This window comes from Bradyrhizobium sp. LB8.2, from assembly GCF_040548035.1.
Lineage (GTDB): Bacteria > Pseudomonadota > Alphaproteobacteria > Rhizobiales > Xanthobacteraceae > Bradyrhizobium.
This window is the reverse complement of the sequence record NZ_JBEPQV010000020.1, coordinates 82,972-99,253: the sequence shown is the minus strand read 5'-3', so window position 1 is coordinate 99,253 and position 16,282 is coordinate 82,972. Positions and strand designations below refer to the sequence as shown.

Below are 16,282 nucleotides of genomic sequence, written 5' to 3'. Positions count from 1 at the left end.
TGACAGTTTAGGCAACCAGCCCTTTCATCGGTCGTGCGCCTGCGCTGTCCGGGAACACCGTCTCGGCCAGCACGCGATCCGACAGGCCGAACTGTCCCTGCAGCACGCCCTTGATCACGGAGCGCAGATCGGTAGTGGGCTTGAGGTCGCGGCCCTCGTAAAGGTTGGGGAGCTTGAGGCCGGGCCAGTCGGAGATGACGCGGCCGCCCTTCACCGCGCCGCCGGCGAGCAGCGCGATCGTTCCCGTGCCGTGGTCGGTCCCGTCGGTGCCGTTGTTGCGCGCGGTGCGGCCGAATTCGGTCGCGACCACGACGACGGTGTCGCGCCAGCGTTCGCCGAGGCCGCTTTCGAATTCGGCGAGCGCGCCGTCGAGCCCGCCGAGCAGGACCGCGAGGCGCCCCACTGGCCCGCCCTCATTGGCGTGCGTGTCCCAGCCGTCGAAGGCGAGCGCGGCGATGCGCGGACCGTCGTCGGCCGCCATCAGTTTTGCGGCGCCGCGCGCGACCTGCCGCATCTGCGCGGCCGCGTTGCCGGGCTTCCGCTTCATGTCGTCGCCGCTCGCAGCCTTCTCGAGTTGAAGGCCCTGCGACAAGGCCGATGCCAGCCCCGGATCGCGGTGACGGTAGAGATCGACCAGACGCATCGCGGTATCGTCATCGGCTTGCGGCAGCGCCACCGGCACCCAGCCGACGGTCGGCGCATTGCCGCGCAGCACCAGCGGCGTGGTCGGGCCGACCGCAAGTCCGCTCGACACACGCTCGCCGCGCGGCAGCGCTTCCAGCGCGCGGTTGAGCCAGCCGGATTGCACGCGCCCCGGGCCGGCGTAGCCGCTTTCGAGCACGTCCTGGCCGTCGAAATGCGAACGGTCGCGATAAGGCGTCGCCACCGCGTGGATCACCGCGGCGTGCATGTCGCGATACATCCGCGCGAACTCAGGCATCGCCGGATGCAGCGCAAAGAAAGTATCGAGCATGATCGCGGGATGCGTACCGTCAGCGGTAAGCGCGATCGATCCGTGCAGGCCGGCATAGTCGGGGTCGCCAACCGGCGCGACGGTCGAGAGGCCGTCAAGCGCGCCGCGCAGGATCACCACGATCAGCCGGGGGTCGCGGCCATCGGCCGCGCGCGCGAATTTCGGCAAATAGGCCCAGGCCGCGAAGGACGCACCGCCGAGCAGGAGGGTGCGACGCGAGATGATGAGCCGGTTCTCGACGCAGTCGATCATCGTCATCTCCTCTGCATTTCGGGCGACATCAACAGCAGCGCCAATGCTTGCTGCCGCGACTCCGCGCGCTCGATGGTGCGCCGCGTTTCGATGGAGGCAGCATCTGCCGCCGCGAATTCCAGCAGGTCGATCGGGTCAATATTGTTGCCGAGCCGCGCACCCATTTGCGCGGCGATGTCGAGCCGAAGCTTGATGCCTTCGGGCGCAGCCCAGGCGGCGCTGGTATCGGCAAAACCATTCGGCCCAGCCGGCGACCACAGCGGCTGTCCCAGCAGATTGAGATTGTTGAGATAGCTACCGGGATCCTCCGGCACGCGCGCGAGCAACCGGCCGCTCGCGATCACGAAATCGTACGGGCTGCGCATCTTGGTCAGCGGTGTTTTCCACGCGTCGTCGGAATCGACCAACGCCGTCGACATCGCCTTGAGATCGCCGTCAGTCTTGATGAAAACATCGCGCAATCGCGCCACCAACGCAGGCGGCGGATCGTCGGCGACGAAATGGCGCACGAATTTGGCGGCGATGAAATTCGCTGTCGAGGGATGGCGCGCAATTTCGGCAAGCGCGGCCTCGCCCTGCGCAAGGCCCGTCGGCTCATAGGTCTTGCCGAGCAGCATTTGCGGCCCGGGCTGGTGCGCATTGGTGTTGAACACGAACGAGCCGGGCACCCCTAACTGCCCCTGTCGGCCGGCAAAGGTCCAGCCGGTGATGATGCGCGCGAGCGAGGTGACGTCTTGCTGGGTGTAGCCGCCGCCGACGCCGAGCGTATGCAGCTCCATGATCTCGCGCGCGAGATTCTCGTTCAGCCCGCGCTTGCGGTTCTGGCCCGCGCGCGAGTCCGGCCCGAGCGATTGCTGGTTGTCGAGGAAGAACAGCATCGCCGGATGCTGCTCGACGGACTTGAGCATGTCGGCGAAGCGCCCGAGCACGTTCGGCCTGATCGCCTCGCGCTCGAACGCGCCGGCCCAAATCCGCGCCAGCTCACCCTTGCTCGCGGAGATGCAGAAATGGTTGGACCAGAACACCACCAGCCGCTCGGTGAAGCCGCACTCGACCAGCGTCGCGCGCTGCAACCGCGCCAGCGCCTCGGCGCGAAAGGTCTTTTGGATGACGTTGAGCGGCTGCGGAGCGGGCTTTGCGACAGGCGGTGTCGCCGCGTTAGGCTGCATGGCGTCTGGCTTCGCCATATTGTCGGCAGGCTTGTTGTCAGCCGGCTTGGCTTCCGCCATCTGGCCGGCAATCTCGGTCGCGACTGCATTCAGCGAGAGATTGCGACGCAATCCAGGCTTCTGATCGGCCGGCGCCTCAGTCGGCGCGCCGGCTTTGGCGGCGGCCTCGCGCGCCTGCTTGACTTGGTCCTGATAGGCGAACACGGCCTGTCCGAGCTGCGGCGTGGATTGCAGCCCTGGCGCCTCCAGCAGTATGCCATTGGGGCGGCTCAGTTCCGCCTTGACGAACCCGCGCGGATCCGAGGCCGCGTTGATGAGGTCGCCGGACGCGCCGCCGCGGGCGCCGAAGCCGAAACGGTTGAGCGCAACCAGGGCGGCTTGCGAATCGCGGGCCATCGATGTGTCCTTCGCGCGTTGCTAACCGCTTTCCGAGCCCGGGCGCGAGGCCTAATATACCGCAGCCGGAGATGAACCCGGCATGAAAATGACGGCCCAGCTTTTGCGCAAATCATGACAAATCCGCAAGACATTCCAGTGCAGGAACCGCGCCGCCTCGCCTGCTCCCGCTGCGGCACCGAGTTCGGTTGCGACCTCTCCGGCACCTGCTGGTGCGCGGAGGAAACGGCGCGGTTGCCGATGCCGGTCAAGGGCGAGGATTGTCTGTGCCGGGCGTGCCTGCGCAAGGCTGCGGCGGCGCGAAGCCCGGATGGTGCGCAAGCGTAATCCGGGCTACGAAGCTTAGACTGGATGCCCCGGCGATTTTCGTGCCATGCCGTCGAATGCGTCGAGCAGCTTTTCGCGCCAGGCGTAAACCGGGTCATCCGCCTCGATCAGCTTGAACGGGCTCGTCACGCGCGCCCACTGAAAACCGCCGAACACGATGTAGTCGGCATAGTTCGGCGCGGCGCCGCCGATGAAGGGCTGCTTCTTCAGGGTCTGACGCATCACCTCGAGCGATCTGCGGAACGCGACCACGCCGGCATCGCGGCCCGACATCACCTCTTCCAGACTCTTGCCGCCGAAACGCGCCTCGCGCGACTGGCGGAAATAGGCAGCGTCGACCTCGGCCAGATTCTTCGGGATGTCGGCGACGATCAGCGGAAAGATGCCGCCGACGATGGCGATGTCGCCCCAGGCATTGAGCATGCGCGCCATGGCACGGCCGCCCTCGCCACCGAACAGCGACGGGCTATCCGGAAACTGGTCTTCGAGGTAGTTCGCGATCGCCCAGGAATCGACCACCGGCTCGTCATGATGCAGCAGCACCGGAACCTTCTCCGAGCCGTGCGGCGCAATCGCGCTCTTCTCCGTGAAGCGCCAGGGCAGCGATTCCGCCGCCAACCCCTTGTGTGCCAGCGCCATCCGCGTGCGCCAGCAGAAAGGGCTGAACGGTCGCGAGGCGTCCGCGCCGACGAGTTCGTAGAGTTTGAGTGACATGGAAAGGGCCCTTAGCTGCCAGCCCCTCATCCTGAGGAGCGCGAACGCGCGTCTCGAAGGATGAAGGCCGATCTCGGCCTCGCCCTTCGAGACGCGCGCAAGGTGCGCGCTCCTCAGGGTGAGGGTCTCCTATTCTGGATTGCTTCGCTTGCGCTCGCAATGACGGATGTGGCGAGAGCTAACGCCCGTTCGTGCGCAGCAACCTCTCGCCACCTTCCGTCACCGCGATGATCAGTCCTATTCCTGGTCGCGTTTCGCGCGCGACGTAGCCGCGGTCGGCGGCGTCTTCCCATATTGTGAGGCGCGGGCACGAGGTCTTCCAGGTCGCAATGACCTCGGCATAGGCGCGCGGCTCGCGCGCGACCCATTCGACGAAGTCCAGCACCAGCGGATCGGCGGTCTCGCTCATTGCAAACCTCCCTTGTCGAAGGCCGCCAGCACCGGCGTACGAAGCAGGAGCCAGCCGCCATAGGCGATGTAGTAGCAGGCGATGGTGGTGATCAGCTTGTACGACCAGGCCACGAATTGCTGGTCGGTCATGGCTTCGAGGAGGCGGCGTGCCAGCGTGGTGCCGAGCATCGATGCCAAGATCGCGACCCCGGCGAGCACCGGATCGAGCGTCGCGGCCTGGTCGATGACTCCGCCGAAATAGATCAGCTTGGTGAAATGGCTGACGAGCTGGCACATCGCTTTGGTCGCCACCTTCTCGCACCGGCCGAAATCGCCGCCGAGGAAGAAGGTGTCGAGCAGCGGCCCCGATACGCCGGTCATCAGCATCAGGCCCATGCAGATCGTGCCGTAGACGGTGCCTTGCCAGAGACGGTCGGGATCCGGCGTGATGTTGGCGGGCAGCAGCCGCGCCATGAACGGGGTGGTGCCGAGCAGCAGCAGCGCGACCGGCTTATCCGGCACATAGCGGGTGATCGACCACGCTGCGAGCGCGACAGCCGCGCCGACCATATAGTTCGCGACCGGCCGCCAGCGGATATGCGCGCGCCAGAGAAACGCGCGCCAGCCGTTCGAGGCCATCTGAGTTATCGCATGCAGCACCATCGCGGTGGGCAGCGGCATCAAGGCCAGCAGCACACCGATCAAGATCAACCCGCCCGCCATGCCGAACAGGCCCGACAGGAACGCGGTGCCGACCATCAGCAATCCAAGGGCAGCGATCATGATCGGCGTCACGAGAGAATCTCCTGTTGGCCACCTCCCCGCACGCGGGGAGAAGCGAAGGAGAACGTGCCGCGCTTGCCTCCGGCGCGCAAACTGAGTTATCTTGGCCTGGCATCAGCTTTCCTGAGGGTCGGTCATTTGCGGCGCTTGCTGTTTCTCAACGGCATCAAGGCATTCGAAGCCGCGGCGCGGGCCGGCAGCTTTGCCGCGGCCGGCCTCGAGCTGAGCGTATCGGCCGCCGCGGTCAGCCGCATGGTGCACATCCTGGAAGAACGGCTCGGCGTCGCGCTGTTCGAGCGCAAGGCCAACAAGCTGCTCCTCACGCAGGCAGGCCGCGCCTATCAGAGCGGGCTGACGCCGATCTTCGATGCGCTCGCAAGCCTCACCGCCCAGGTGACGGCACCCTCGGGCGTCCGCGTGCTCACCATCGGCGTCGGCCATACCTTTGCGATGCGCTGGCTGATCCCGCGCCTGTCGGAGTTTCGCAACGAAGAGCCCGACATCGAGGTGCGCTTCACCACCGGCGGCGCGTCGGTGCCGTTCGGCGAGGACTGGAGCTGCGGCATCAAGCTCGGCACCGGCGACTGGCCGGGGCTGGTGGCCGAGCCGCTGTTTGCCGGCGACCTCACGCCGGTCTGCGTGCCCCGGCTCGCTTCCAGCCTGAAGCGGCCGGCGGACCTCAAAGGCCCCAGCCTGATCCGCGTCGAGCATTCGCCCGAGGACTGGCCGATCTGGCTGAAGGCCTCAGGCCTTACAAGGATCAACGCGCGCGGTCCGGAGTTCCAGTTCTACGGCCAGGCGCTTCAGGCCGCGGCCGACGGACTCGGCATCGCGATGGGCATCCGGCCCTATATCGACGACGATCTCGCCGCCGGCCGGCTGGTGGCACCATTCGACCTCTCGGTGCCCAAGGGCATGCGCTGGTACCTGCTCTACCGCAGCTTTCAGACCGAGCAGCGCGACTTTGCCGCCTTCCGCCGCTGGATCATGCGCGCGGCGTCGGAACCTGCCGCGCGTCCCGTCCGGCGGACCGGCCGCAGCTCGGCGCGGAACTAGGCTGGCGGCCAAAAAAGCCCGCCGCTTGTGAACGGCTTCACATCCCGGAATCCGCAAACGTGGTCCCCTGACCCTTCAACAAGACGCTCAAGCGGGACATTTTGGGGACTACAATGACGACCATCTACGACGGCTTTGACATCGAATCCTTCGAAGCTGGCAAGGGGCTGTGGCACGCCCGGATCAGGCGCGCCGATTTCAGCCCGGTTGCCATCGACGGGGTGCTGTTTCCGGCCATGGAAGTCGGCTTCGCCTGGCCCGATCCCGACGCCGCGATTGCCGATGCCAAGCATCACATCGATCGCTTCCGCCGACGGGCCGACGACAGCGACGACGAATAAGCGAGCGGGACTGCAAGCGAACCCAGGGACGGCGCAGGGTAAAAGGGGGACCGTTTCATGTCAGTCATCGAATTCGAAGACACGCCGCGGCCGAGGATTTACGCCCGCAATGTGTTGTGCACCTGCCCGGAATGCGACGGCGATCTCACGGTGCTCCGCGTGATCAGCGGCCGCGCCGGATGCGAATATTGGACCATGCGCTGCGCCGATTGCGGCGGGATCCATCTCGACATCCTCGAACCGCGCCGGGCAGCCGGGGACGAGGGGCCGGTGCCGGCGGCGTAAGCTTTCCGGCTTGCTGTCAGCATGCTGACGCAGGACGGGCATTCGCTCTTTATTGCGGGGCGGACTCGCCCCATATTCGGAGCATGGCGAAGAAACCTGCATCCTCAGATAAATCCGGCAAATCCCCCAAGACCAAGGCTCCCAACTCGAAGGCGCCAAATTCCAAGGCGTCACGCCCTGACGTGCAGCCGATCGGGCCGGCGCTGGCCGAGCTGCTCAATCCCGCGATCAATCGCGGCGATGCCGGGCTTGGGTCGGGTACCGGGCTCCAGCCGCCGCCGGACAATTCGCGCGACCGCCGCTCCGGCGGCGAGGCCGCCGCGCATCGGGCACGGGCGTCGACCCCGAGAGAGTTTCCGCAGGATACGGCCAGGACTAATGCCAGGCCGTTGCCGCTGCGGCCGAATCCGCAGCCGCCGGGGGCGCGCGACGCGGGTTTAGACGAGGCACCGCAAGCCAATTACGGAACCGCGGCCACGATCCCGACGCTCGATCCGGAACTGGCCCGTCAGCTTGGTCTTCCGACTGAGGAGGACGATGCCGAAGCGCTGGCGCGTCCGCCGCGCAGCAAGATGGAGGCGCTCGGCGTCAAGGCGACGGCGGATGCGCTGGACGCGCTGATCCGCGATGGCCGGCCGGAGTTCCGCAAGGACGACGGTTCGACGCAGGTGTGGACGCCGCATCGGCCACCCCGCCCGGAAAAGTCCGAAGGCGGCGTGCGCTTCGAGCTCAAGTCCCACTATGAGCCGCGCGGCGACCAGCCGACCGCGATCGCCGAGCTGGTCGAAGGCATCCAGCGCCACGACCGCACCCAGGTGCTGCTCGGCGTCACCGGCTCGGGCAAGACCTACACCATGGCGCAGGTGATCGAGAAGACGCAGCGCCCCGCCATCATCCTGGCGCCGAACAAGACGCTCGCCGCCCAGCTCTATGGCGAGTTCAAGAGCTTCTTCCCCGACAACGCGGTCGAGTATTTCGTCAGCTATTACGACTACTACCAGCCCGAGGCCTATGTGCCGCGGACCGACACCTATATCGAGAAAGATTCGTCGATCAACGAGCAGATCGACCGCATGCGCCACTCCGCGACACGCGCGCTGCTCGAACGCGACGACGTCATCATCGTCGCGTCGGTGTCCTGCATCTACGGTATCGGCTCGGTCGAGACCTACACCGCGATGACGTTTGCGCTGAAGAAGGGCGAGCGCATCGACCAGCGCCAGCTCATCGCCGACCTCGTCGCCCTCCAATACAAGCGCACCCAGGCCGATTTTACCCGCGGCACTTTTCGCGTGCGCGGCGATGTCATCGACATTTTTCCGGCGCACTATGAGGACCGTGCCTGGCGCGTGAACCTGTTTGGCGACACCGTCGAGAACATCGAGGAATTCGACCCGCTCACCGGCCACAAGCAGGACGAGCTCGAATTCATCAAAATCTACGCCAATTCGCATTATGTGACGCCACGCCCGACGCTGGTGCAGGCGATCAAGTCGATCAAATCCGAATTGAAGATGCGGCTCGACCAGCTTCATGACCAGGGCCGCCTGCTGGAAGCACAGCGGCTGGAGCAGCGCACCACCTTCGACATCGAGATGATGGAGGCGACCGGAAGCTGCGCCGGCATCGAGAACTATTCGCGCTATCTCACCGGGCGCCTGCCCGGCGAGCCGCCGCCGACGCTGTTCGAATACGTCCCCGACAACGCACTGGTGTTCGCCGACGAGAGCCACGTCACCGTGCCGCAGATCGGCGGCATGTTCCGCGGTGACTTCCGCCGCAAGGCGACGCTCGCCGAATATGGCTTCCGCCTGCCGTCGTGCATGGACAACCGCCCGCTGCGCTTCGAGGAGTGGGACATGATGCGGCCGCAGACGGTCGCGGTGTCGGCGACACCGAGCGGCTGGGAGTTGAACGAGAGCGGCGGCGTGTTCGTCGAGCAGGTGATCCGCCCGACCGGACTTATTGATCCTCCGGTTAATATTCGCCCCGCCCGCACCCAGGTCGACGACCTCGTCGGCGAGGTCCGCGCCACCGCGCTGGCCGGCTATCGCTCGCTGATCACGGTTCTCACAAAACGCATGGCGGAGGATCTCACCGAATATCTGCACGAGCAGGGCATTCGCGTGCGATACATGCACAGCGATATCGACACCATCGAACGCATCGAGATCATCCGCGATTTGCGCCTTGGCGCGTTCGACGCGCTGGTCGGCATAAATTTGCTGCGCGAAGGCCTCGACATTCCCGAATGCGCGCTGGTCGCGATTTTGGATGCCGACAAGGAAGGCTTTTTGCGCAGCGAAACGTCGCTGGTTCAAACCATCGGCCGCGCCGCGCGCAACGTCGACGGCAAGGTGATCCTCTACGCCGACCAGATGACGGGGTCGATGGAACGCGCGATCGCGGAAACCAACCGGCGCCGCGAAAAACAGGTCGAGTACAACACCGCCCACGGCATCACGCCGGAGAGCGTGAAGAAGTCGATCGGCGACATCATGAACAGCGTCTACGAGCGCGACCATGTGCTGGTCGAGGTCGGCGGTCACGACATGACCGACGACATCATTTCGATCGGCCACAATTTCGAAGCCGTGCTCGGCGATCTGGAAACAAGGATGCGCGAGGCCGCCGCCGATCTTAACTTCGAGGAAGCCGCCCGCCTCCGCGACGAAGTCAAGCGCCTGCGCGCCACCGAGCTCGCCGTGGTCGACGACCCCACCGTCAAGCAGCGCACGGTGCAGGGCAAGGCCGGTGCTTATGCGGGAGCGAAGAAATACGGCGACGCCGCCAATTTGCCGGTCAGCGCCATGAAGAAGAAGACCGTGAGCTCCGCGCTGAAAGCGAGCGGCGGAGGCGGCGGCTCGAAAGTGCACAAGCCGCATCTCGACGAGATGCACGGCCCGGAGTCCCTGCCCTATCGCGCGGACCGCGCGCCGCCGTCAAAGCCGTTCGGCGGCGAGAGCCGCATCATCCAGCCGACGGACTCAAAGCAGTCGGGGCCGGAGTTCGGGCCATCGCCGCGCTCGAGCGGAGGGGCGCCGGGGCACAGGGGTGGGTGGAAGAAGAGGTAGAGAGCGTAGAGCCGCCGGCACCGCACGTGCTTATGGATTCCAGGCTCGCCGGCGCCCTAGAATGAGGACAACGCCCCCTCACCCCGCGATCGTCGCCAGCAGCGACAGCAGCAGCACTGACGCCATGAGTTGCAGCGACGTCGTGGGCTTTGCGCGCCAGCGGGTGTTCGGAGAACAACAGGCTGGCGTCGAAGAACTGCGCTTCATAGCCGTTCTTGAAGGGCCTCGGGAATGTCGAGCCGACCGAGACGGCGAAGATGCTGTAGAAGACCGACGCCAACGCAACGGTGGGCACGTGGCTGCTGCCGCGGTAGTCTCCTAGCAGCTTCACCATCAGTGAAGCGGCGGCGAAGATCGGGAAGCCCTGTAGGATTGTGGTGAGCGCAAAGCCTTCGAGCCAGTTGAGCGGACCGGATTTCGCCGCGGTGATGAAGGGCATGATGCGATCATCCCACGCTCGCCGTCACCACGGCCATCACCGACAGCAGCAGCACGGTGGTCATGAGCTGGAGCCAGGCGAGCGGCTGGGTGCCCCATGCGGTGATCTTGTCGGCTAGCGACAAATGGGCCTCGAAGAATTTTGGTTCGTAGACGGTCTTGAACAAGGCGGGGAAGCTTGGCCCGAAGGTCACCGCAAGCAGCGCATGGGCGAGTGAGGCGATGGCGACGAAGATGGCGACGCCGGGATCGCCGACGAGGTCGTGGTTGCCGACGAGCTTGAGCAGGAAGGCGGCGGCGGCGAAGGTCGGGAAGCTCTGCAGCGTCGCGGTCAGCGCGAGGCCTTCGAGCGCATTGTGCAGGCTGGACTTTCTGACGGTGGCGAGGGCCGCCATGGCACGTCTCCCTGATGACATGGGGAGGACGTTAGCTGCGATGTCCGAGGCGTGATGTGAGACGGGTCACGCTGGTTCGGCGGACGGTGCTTTCCGCCTCGCCCCGCAAGCAGGGCGAGGGAGTGGACCGCCGATGCGGCGGCGGGGTCGCTGTCTCTAAATGACGGGACTACAGCTTGCCCTGCCCGTTCACCCGGCTCTGCTGTTGCCGCTGTCTCTCCTGCTCTTGCTGCTCTTTCGCGTGGTGGCGGCCGTAGAGGCAGCCGGCGGCGGCGCCGAGGACGCCGTGATGGCCGGCATAATGGCCGGCGACGCCACCGACGACGGCGCCCTTGATGCAGCCCTTGGCATCGGCGGCGGAGGTCGTTCCCAGCATGAGAAGTGCGGCGGCGATGGCTGCGAGGGATTTCATGGATCGATGTCTCCGGATGCTGGGTCGGCCTTTCAACGAGCGCGGGCGCGTCGCGGTTCCATAAGCGTGAGGCCTCATTGCGTTGTGCGTTCGTACAAGGCTTCGCGCGCCATGCAGCCGAACGCGGTATGAACTTGTGCAGGCGCCAGGTCGCTCAACCCCTAATTGCAGCCATGAACCTGGCATTGCGCTTGCGCGTCATATCATCTGCAACATCCCTGTGGTGTTGCGGATTGCCGGTGTCCGAGGCCGCGCGTTAGCTTTGCGCGCAAACTCCACACGGCCAATGAGGGACGAGCGGAATGACAGTCGAGAAGCTCAATCGGCAGCGCGTGCTGCATCTGCTCGATGCCATCGCCGGCAGCGACATCCAGGCTGCGCTGTCGTGCTGCACCGACGACGTCGACTTCCTCACCCACGCGCCGATCGACGTGCTGCCGCACATGGGTCCCTGCCATGGCAAGAAGGAACTTGGCGAATTCTGGCGCACCGTGCAGGAGCGATACGCCGAGATCCGCTACGAGGTGCCGCAGATCGTCGCCGAAGGCGACACGGTCGCGGCCTATCTGCGCGTATTCTTCAGGAAGCGCAGCAACGACCGCATCATTCAGGTCGACATGGCCGTGTTCTACACTTTCCGCAACGGCCAGGTGGCGCAGATCCGGGAGATCATCGATTCCTTCGACCTGGTGCGGCAGGTGCTGGAACGTGAGATCGGCCCGCTGATCGTGGGCGATCGGGTGGACGGGGCGTAGTTCTCTCTCCGACCGGCCGGACCGGTAAACTACGGGGTCTACTGCAAATCCCGCAAACCAGGATCAATTGTGCATTGCGAAAACGTGAATTGCGTTTTGGCCGAAACGGCGTATTTTGTTCGTATACAAATGAGTAGAGCGACCCCGCGGCATCTTTCCTGTGCGCATGGGGTGGTTTTTGTTTTTCGCAAGCCAGCTTCAGGACTGCCCAAAATGACAGAGCACAGTCTCTGGCGTTTCTCGCGTGCGTTACACCGCGCGATCAACGACCGGCATTTCGAGGACATCGGGGCCCTGATCGACGAGGACGTCGAATGGGCACTGTACGGCCCGATCGACATGTTTCCGTTCCTCGGCGCACGCCAGGGCAAGGACGCCGTGCTCGAGGTCATCCGCCAGCTCGCCGACAATTTCCAGGTCCGCCGCTTCGACCGCGAGAGCATCATGCTCGGCGTCGATTCCGCGGCCTCGATGCTGCGCTATTCGTTGACCGCGCTCGATTCCAGCAAGCCGATCAGCTTGCGGGTCGCGCAGTTCGCCCAATTCAGGGCGGGCAAGCTCACCAGCATGCGCGTGCTGATCGACACGTTTGATTTGGTCGAGCAGGCACTCGGCCGCGCCATTCATCTGCCGAAGATGACCAGCGTCGGCTGAAAGGGACACCAACGGGCCCCGCTGTTCGGGACCGATGGCTGATGCTCCCCGCGATGCGTCCTGGCCTCCAGCCCCGCCGGATGCAATCGTGGAGAAGCTCGTCATCGGGCGCGCGCCTTTCGCGCGGCCCGTTGGTTCGCGGTTGATGGAACCGCCACAATTTCGCAATGATGGTTCCGCATTCTGAGCGCGAACTGGGCTGACGGGCAGGACTATGGAATTCGCGACAGGTTTTGGCTGGACCAGGCTGCCGGTGCTGGCGGCTGCGTTCATTTTGGGATCGGTGCTGACGGTTTCGGCGCAGATCATTCCGCCCACGGCCGCAGTGCCCGACGAGGACGCCGAGGCGGCGGAGGCCCCCGACGTCAACGACCCCGACGTGCTCCGCGGTATCGACATCGACAAGCTCGACTGGGGCCAGCTCGCGATCGACGCCGGCACGCTCAACGACATCATTACGGCCAAGAAGCGCGCGCAGGCCGCCGCCAAGGACGGGCTGAACTGGGCGACGAACGCCAACGCCAACGGCTCCTCGGCGGTGACGGTGAAGCAGTCGGTGTCCTCGTTCTGGGAAGCCCGTATCGGCGCCGATATGACGGTGACGAACGAGCCGCGGACGATGTCCGAGCTCCTGGCACAAAAGGCCACCAATGGCGGCAGCGTCCCTCAGTCATCCGGCAGCGCCTGGGCGGCCGCGACCGCGCCGGGCGCGGGCGCGATCTGGGACAAGACCGCGGTGGAGGCCCGCGTCGACCCCGGCGCCGAACAGAGCAAGCTCGGGGCCTCGCTGACCAAGTCGGTGCCGCTGTCGAACGACACGTCGCTGACACTCCAGAACGGCTACAGCGTCAACCAGCAGGGCACCACGGCGCTCCCCGGCGTCGGCGGCCACATCACGCGGAATTACGAGACCGACCAGTCGGCCAAGGTCACCATCACCGACACCGGCACCAGCATCACCGCGGGCCAGTCGCTGTCGACCACCGACGACAAATGGCTGCGCAAGGTCGGCGCCGAGCAAAAGCTGTTCGACAACGTCACCGTCTCCGGCTCGGTCGGCGAGACCTCGCAAGGGGCGATCAACAAGAGCCTGACAGCGGGTTTCAAGAAGAACTGGTAGCTGAGCGCCCGGATCCCTCCCCCCGCGAGCGGCGTTCAGACTCTCGTAACCATACGCCACGGCAAAACCCCCGAATGGACCGCCCTTGCCGCATCTCGGCCAAGTTGCGGCCAAAATCCGGCGCCCTAGTCCACTGATCGACGTCGTCGTGCGGGGGACACTCGCGCTGCGCTCAACGCGAACAGGGGAATAACGATGAACGCCATGCGTCCGGAAAAGACCGAAACCACCGAGACCGAGACCATCGACACCAACCTCGCCGCAGTGACGGAAGTCGAGGCCGGCATCCGTGACTTCGTCCGCAACGACATCGCCTATCTGCGCCGTCCGGCAGCGACCGCCACGGACGCGCCGCCGCTCGATCCGAGCGCGGAGGCCACCGTCACCAACGTCAATTCGCTGATCCAGCGCGTCGCCGGCACCTCGCTCGCCGAGATCGAGAATTTGATCTCCGAGCTCGAGAGCCTGCGCGACCTGCTCCACGCCGAAGGCCAGCGCGTCCAGCGCGAGATCTCCGGCTACGCCCAGCTCAGCCAGGCCGCGATGAAGTCGACCCGCATGATCGCCGACAACGTCTCGCAGTGGAAGCGCGCCGCCGACGGCCTGCGCAACAGCTAATCTCTGGCATCACGCATCACCAGCCGCCGCGTTCCGAAAGGGACGTGGCGGTTTTGATTCGTGGGGTCTCGTTCCCCAATTTGAACTTTCCACCTCTCCCTGGCGACCAATGCCGAGCGCCCGCACCCTGCGGCCGGGCTGGGGGAATTTCATGGAAAGCATTCGGCCCGACAACACGGACCCGATACCGCTGCGGCCGGCGCCGAACCAGTTCAGCACGATCATGCTGCGTTTTGTCGGATTGCTGGCGGTTGCGATCGCCATATTAGCGTTCGTCTATAGCCGCTGAAGGCGGAGGCCGCGTTGCGGCCCGCGGAGTTAACGAACTCTTAACGGCTCGCGTCGACGCTCGAGGCTTCCAGGGTGTAGCCACCATCGGCATAGCCCTTCACCACCATGCCGGCGACCAGCATCACGGCCAGCGTCGCGGTAGCAAAGATGAATCCGACCAGCTTGAGTGCGCCGCGGTCTGCCATGGTCCTCTGTCCCCTGTACTCTGCCCAGATCGATCAAATAGACAGCGACAGGTTCATAATTGGTTAGCAACTCGATGGTTCCGCCAACTGCTTCGCGGGAAAACCATGTTGCGCAGGCTTATGGCAGCCACCCGGAATCGCGTCCATAGCGCGGGGGCAACACTCGCACGCTGTTTTCGCTATTCATCCTGGAACGAATCTAACCGCCCTGCACGCGCATCGGCACGAAGGCGCTGGCGGTGATGGCGTAGACTTCCTCGCCGCGCTGGTTGGTGCCGGTGGTGCGGGCGGTCAAGATGCCCCAGCCGGGACGCGAGGCCGAGCTGCGCTTGTCGATGACGACATTGGCGTAGGCAACGGTGTCACCGGCGAGCACCGGCCGGATCCAGCGCAGATCGCGAAAGCCCGGCGACGGACCCCACACCGCGATCTCCTCGCCGCGCGAAGCGGCCTCACGCGCCAAACGCTGGCCGTCCGCGACAAGCAGGCTCATGCAGGCCGAGCCGACATGCCAGCCCGAGGCCGCGAGCCCGCCGAACAGCGAGTTCTTGCCCTCCTCCTCGTCGAGGTGAAAACGTTGGGGATCGAACTTCGCGGCGAACGCCTTGATGGAGTCCGCCGTGAAATTGTAGGCGCCGATCTCGCGACGATGGCCGATCTCGATGTCCTCGAAGAACCGCATCAAACCGCCCCTTCGCGCCGCTTGATCAGGATCGGCGAGGTCATCTCACACAGCGCCTGCCCCGCCGCGTTACGCACGGTGCATTTGAACTTGACGATGCCGAGCTCGGGGCGGCTCTTCGAGGTACGCGCTTCCAGCACGTCGACGTCGAGCATGAGGTCGTCGCCGGGTCTCAGCGGCGACAGCCAACGCACCTCGTCCACGCCGGGCGAACCCAGCGAGGCGGCGTGGGTGATAAAGCCGTCGGCCATCATTCGCATCATCAGCGAACAGAGGTGCCAGCCCGAGCCGGACAAGCCGCGCAGCATGCTCTTGCTCGCCGCGTCCTCATCGAGGTGCATCGGCTGCGGATCGAACTCGGCGGCGAAAGCCAGGATCTCGTCGCGGGTGACATGGCGCGGGCCGAATGTTCCGAACCGGCCGGGCGGAAAATCTTCGAAGGTCAGGGTCATCTTGGGAAAGCTTTGAGGGAATGACAGATTGTGGCCGCACTTTGCGGCAATCTCAACCCGCCGGCCCGCATGGCTCGTGCTACATTCGACGAGTCGGGCCGGACCCGCCTTTTGGTCAATTGACGCGGCGGGGGCGCGATTCGCCCGGGGGAAAGAGATGTTTTCATTCAGCGACCTGTTTCAGTGGGACCGCTTTATCACGCCGACGATCATCAAGACCTTTTACTGGCTGGTGATCGCGCTGATCTGCCTGTTCGGCCTCTCCGGCATCTTCTCCGGCCTCGCGATGATGGCGATCAGCCCGTTCGGCGGTTTCCTGATGCTGCTGTCGTCGATCGCGAGCGTGGTCGTCGGCATCGTGTTCTCGCGCATCGTCGCGGAGCTGATCCTGATCATCTTCCGCATCAACGAGCATCTCGGCGCGATCCGGGACCAGGGCGGCGGATTGCGGTAGGGCTTCCGTGTCCCGGACGCGGCGCGGCATGAAATGACGCGACGCAGAGCCGGGACTCACTCCAAT

The 16,282-nt window shown here is 65.2% G+C and carries 22 protein-coding genes; 11 read left to right on the top strand and 11 right to left on the bottom strand.

Features of this window, described 5'->3' with window-relative positions; all coding sequences use genetic code 11:
• Nucleotides 1–7 precede the first annotated feature (7 nt).
• Both ABIB06_RS23475 and ABIB06_RS23470 read right to left on the bottom strand, forming a co-directional pair.
• Complete coding sequence (locus ABIB06_RS23475; protein ID WP_354052600.1) at nucleotides 8–1,231, bottom strand: DUF1501 domain-containing protein; 1,224 nt, start codon at nucleotides 1,229–1,231, stop codon at nucleotides 8–10.
• A complete protein-coding gene (locus ABIB06_RS23470) occupies nucleotides 1,228–2,790 on the bottom strand; it encodes a DUF1800 domain-containing protein (protein ID WP_354052602.1) in 1,563 nt (520 codons plus the stop codon). The genes ABIB06_RS23475 and ABIB06_RS23470 overlap by 4 nt, the downstream gene beginning before the upstream one ends.
• A gap of 114 nt (nucleotides 2,791–2,904) precedes the next feature.
• Here ABIB06_RS23470 and ABIB06_RS23465 point away from each other — a divergent pair, with 114 nt between their 5' ends.
• On the top strand, nucleotides 2,905–3,117 hold the full coding sequence (locus ABIB06_RS23465) for a cysteine-rich CWC family protein (protein WP_354052604.1): 213 nt from the start codon (nucleotides 2,905–2,907) through the stop codon (nucleotides 3,115–3,117).
• A 15-nt stretch (nucleotides 3,118–3,132) separates the two neighbouring features.
• Here ABIB06_RS23465 and ABIB06_RS23460 read toward each other — a convergent pair whose 3' ends face one another.
• The 3 genes from ABIB06_RS23460 to ABIB06_RS23450 form a co-directional block, all read right to left on the bottom strand.
• The gene (locus ABIB06_RS23460; protein WP_354052606.1) at nucleotides 3,133–3,831 is read right to left on the bottom strand and encodes a glutathione S-transferase family protein; all 699 of its coding nucleotides are present in this window, start codon (nucleotides 3,829–3,831) and stop codon (nucleotides 3,133–3,135) included.
• 178 nt (nucleotides 3,832–4,009) lie between these two features.
• Nucleotides 4,010–4,240, bottom strand: a complete 231-nt coding sequence (locus ABIB06_RS23455; RefSeq protein ID WP_247353035.1) for a hypothetical protein — start codon at nucleotides 4,238–4,240, stop codon at nucleotides 4,010–4,012.
• On the bottom strand, nucleotides 4,237–5,016 hold the full coding sequence (locus ABIB06_RS23450; protein ID WP_354052608.1) for a TSUP family transporter: 780 nt from the start codon (nucleotides 5,014–5,016) through the stop codon (nucleotides 4,237–4,239). Before ABIB06_RS23450 ends, ABIB06_RS23455 begins: the two co-directional genes overlap by 4 nt.
• Nucleotides 5,017–5,142: 126 nt before the next feature.
• Between ABIB06_RS23450 and ABIB06_RS23445 the strand changes: the two genes are divergently transcribed.
• The 4 genes from ABIB06_RS23445 to uvrB all read left to right on the top strand — a co-directional run bounded on the left by ABIB06_RS23445 (nucleotide 5,143) and on the right by uvrB (nucleotide 9,760).
• Nucleotides 5,143–6,060: a LysR substrate-binding domain-containing protein gene (locus tag ABIB06_RS23445; protein ID WP_354052657.1), complete on the top strand. Its 918-nt coding sequence runs from the start codon at nucleotides 5,143–5,145 to the stop codon at nucleotides 6,058–6,060.
• A gap of 113 nt (nucleotides 6,061–6,173) precedes the next feature.
• Nucleotides 6,174–6,401, top strand: a complete 228-nt coding sequence (locus tag ABIB06_RS23440) for a hypothetical protein (protein WP_247320737.1) — start codon at nucleotides 6,174–6,176, stop codon at nucleotides 6,399–6,401.
• A 57-nt stretch (nucleotides 6,402–6,458) separates the two neighbouring features.
• Entirely contained in the window at nucleotides 6,459–6,686 is a 228-nt protein-coding gene (locus ABIB06_RS23435) for a hypothetical protein (RefSeq protein ID WP_354052611.1), read from the top strand.
• Between the two features lie 83 nt (nucleotides 6,687–6,769).
• Entirely contained in the window at nucleotides 6,770–9,760 is a 2,991-nt protein-coding gene (uvrB, locus tag ABIB06_RS23430; RefSeq protein WP_354052614.1) for an excinuclease ABC subunit UvrB, read from the top strand.
• Here the strand turns inward: uvrB and ABIB06_RS23425 are convergent.
• From ABIB06_RS23425 to ABIB06_RS23415, 3 genes are all read right to left on the bottom strand, one after another.
• The gene (locus ABIB06_RS23425; protein WP_354052617.1) at nucleotides 9,657–10,199 is read right to left on the bottom strand and encodes a hypothetical protein; all 543 of its coding nucleotides are present in this window, start codon (nucleotides 10,197–10,199) and stop codon (nucleotides 9,657–9,659) included. The genes uvrB and ABIB06_RS23425 overlap by 104 nt on opposite strands.
• 7 nt (nucleotides 10,200–10,206) lie before the next feature.
• Nucleotides 10,207–10,593, bottom strand: a complete 387-nt coding sequence (locus tag ABIB06_RS23420) for a hypothetical protein (protein ID WP_354052619.1) — start codon at nucleotides 10,591–10,593, stop codon at nucleotides 10,207–10,209.
• 169 nt (nucleotides 10,594–10,762) lie between these two features.
• Complete coding sequence (locus ABIB06_RS23415; protein WP_354052621.1) at nucleotides 10,763–11,005, bottom strand: hypothetical protein; 243 nt, start codon at nucleotides 11,003–11,005, stop codon at nucleotides 10,763–10,765.
• Between the two features lie 302 nt (nucleotides 11,006–11,307).
• Here ABIB06_RS23415 and ABIB06_RS23410 point away from each other — a divergent pair, with 302 nt between their 5' ends.
• The 5 genes from ABIB06_RS23410 (at nucleotide 11,308) to ABIB06_RS23390 (ending at nucleotide 14,441) form a co-directional block, all read left to right on the top strand.
• Nucleotides 11,308–11,760: a nuclear transport factor 2 family protein gene (locus tag ABIB06_RS23410; RefSeq protein ID WP_354069241.1), complete on the top strand. Its 453-nt coding sequence runs from the start codon at nucleotides 11,308–11,310 to the stop codon at nucleotides 11,758–11,760.
• Nucleotides 11,761–11,973: 213 nt separating this feature from the next.
• Nucleotides 11,974–12,414: a nuclear transport factor 2 family protein gene (locus ABIB06_RS23405; protein WP_247353023.1), complete on the top strand. Its 441-nt coding sequence runs from the start codon at nucleotides 11,974–11,976 to the stop codon at nucleotides 12,412–12,414.
• Between the two features lie 214 nt (nucleotides 12,415–12,628).
• Entirely contained in the window at nucleotides 12,629–13,534 is a 906-nt protein-coding gene (locus tag ABIB06_RS23400) for a hypothetical protein (protein ID WP_354052626.1), read from the top strand.
• 195 nt (nucleotides 13,535–13,729) lie between these two features.
• The gene (locus ABIB06_RS23395) at nucleotides 13,730–14,152 is read left to right on the top strand and encodes a hypothetical protein (RefSeq protein ID WP_007596788.1); all 423 of its coding nucleotides are present in this window, start codon (nucleotides 13,730–13,732) and stop codon (nucleotides 14,150–14,152) included.
• 109 nt (nucleotides 14,153–14,261) lie between these two features.
• On the top strand, nucleotides 14,262–14,441 hold the full coding sequence (locus ABIB06_RS23390; protein WP_354125638.1) for a hypothetical protein: 180 nt from the start codon (nucleotides 14,262–14,264) through the stop codon (nucleotides 14,439–14,441).
• 40 nt (nucleotides 14,442–14,481) lie between these two features.
• On the opposite strand, the gene ABIB06_RS23385 is transcribed toward ABIB06_RS23390, so the two are convergent.
• The 3 genes from ABIB06_RS23385 to ABIB06_RS23375 form a co-directional block, all read right to left on the bottom strand.
• Nucleotides 14,482–14,628, bottom strand: a complete 147-nt coding sequence (locus ABIB06_RS23385) for a hypothetical protein (protein WP_015688514.1) — start codon at nucleotides 14,626–14,628, stop codon at nucleotides 14,482–14,484.
• Between the two features lie 199 nt (nucleotides 14,629–14,827).
• Nucleotides 14,828–15,310 (bottom strand): MaoC family dehydratase, encoded by a 483-nt coding sequence (locus ABIB06_RS23380; RefSeq protein WP_247447881.1) that lies wholly within the window; start codon nucleotides 15,308–15,310, stop codon nucleotides 14,828–14,830.
• Nucleotides 15,310–15,762: a MaoC family dehydratase gene (locus tag ABIB06_RS23375; protein ID WP_354052631.1), complete on the bottom strand. Its 453-nt coding sequence runs from the start codon at nucleotides 15,760–15,762 to the stop codon at nucleotides 15,310–15,312. Before ABIB06_RS23375 ends, ABIB06_RS23380 begins: the two co-directional genes overlap by 1 nt.
• Nucleotides 15,763–15,919: 157 nt before the next feature.
• Here ABIB06_RS23375 and ABIB06_RS23370 point away from each other — a divergent pair, with 157 nt between their 5' ends.
• Nucleotides 15,920–16,216: a DUF4282 domain-containing protein gene (locus tag ABIB06_RS23370; RefSeq protein WP_211381495.1), complete on the top strand. Its 297-nt coding sequence runs from the start codon at nucleotides 15,920–15,922 to the stop codon at nucleotides 16,214–16,216.
• The last annotated feature ends 66 nt before the right edge of the window (nucleotides 16,217–16,282 follow it).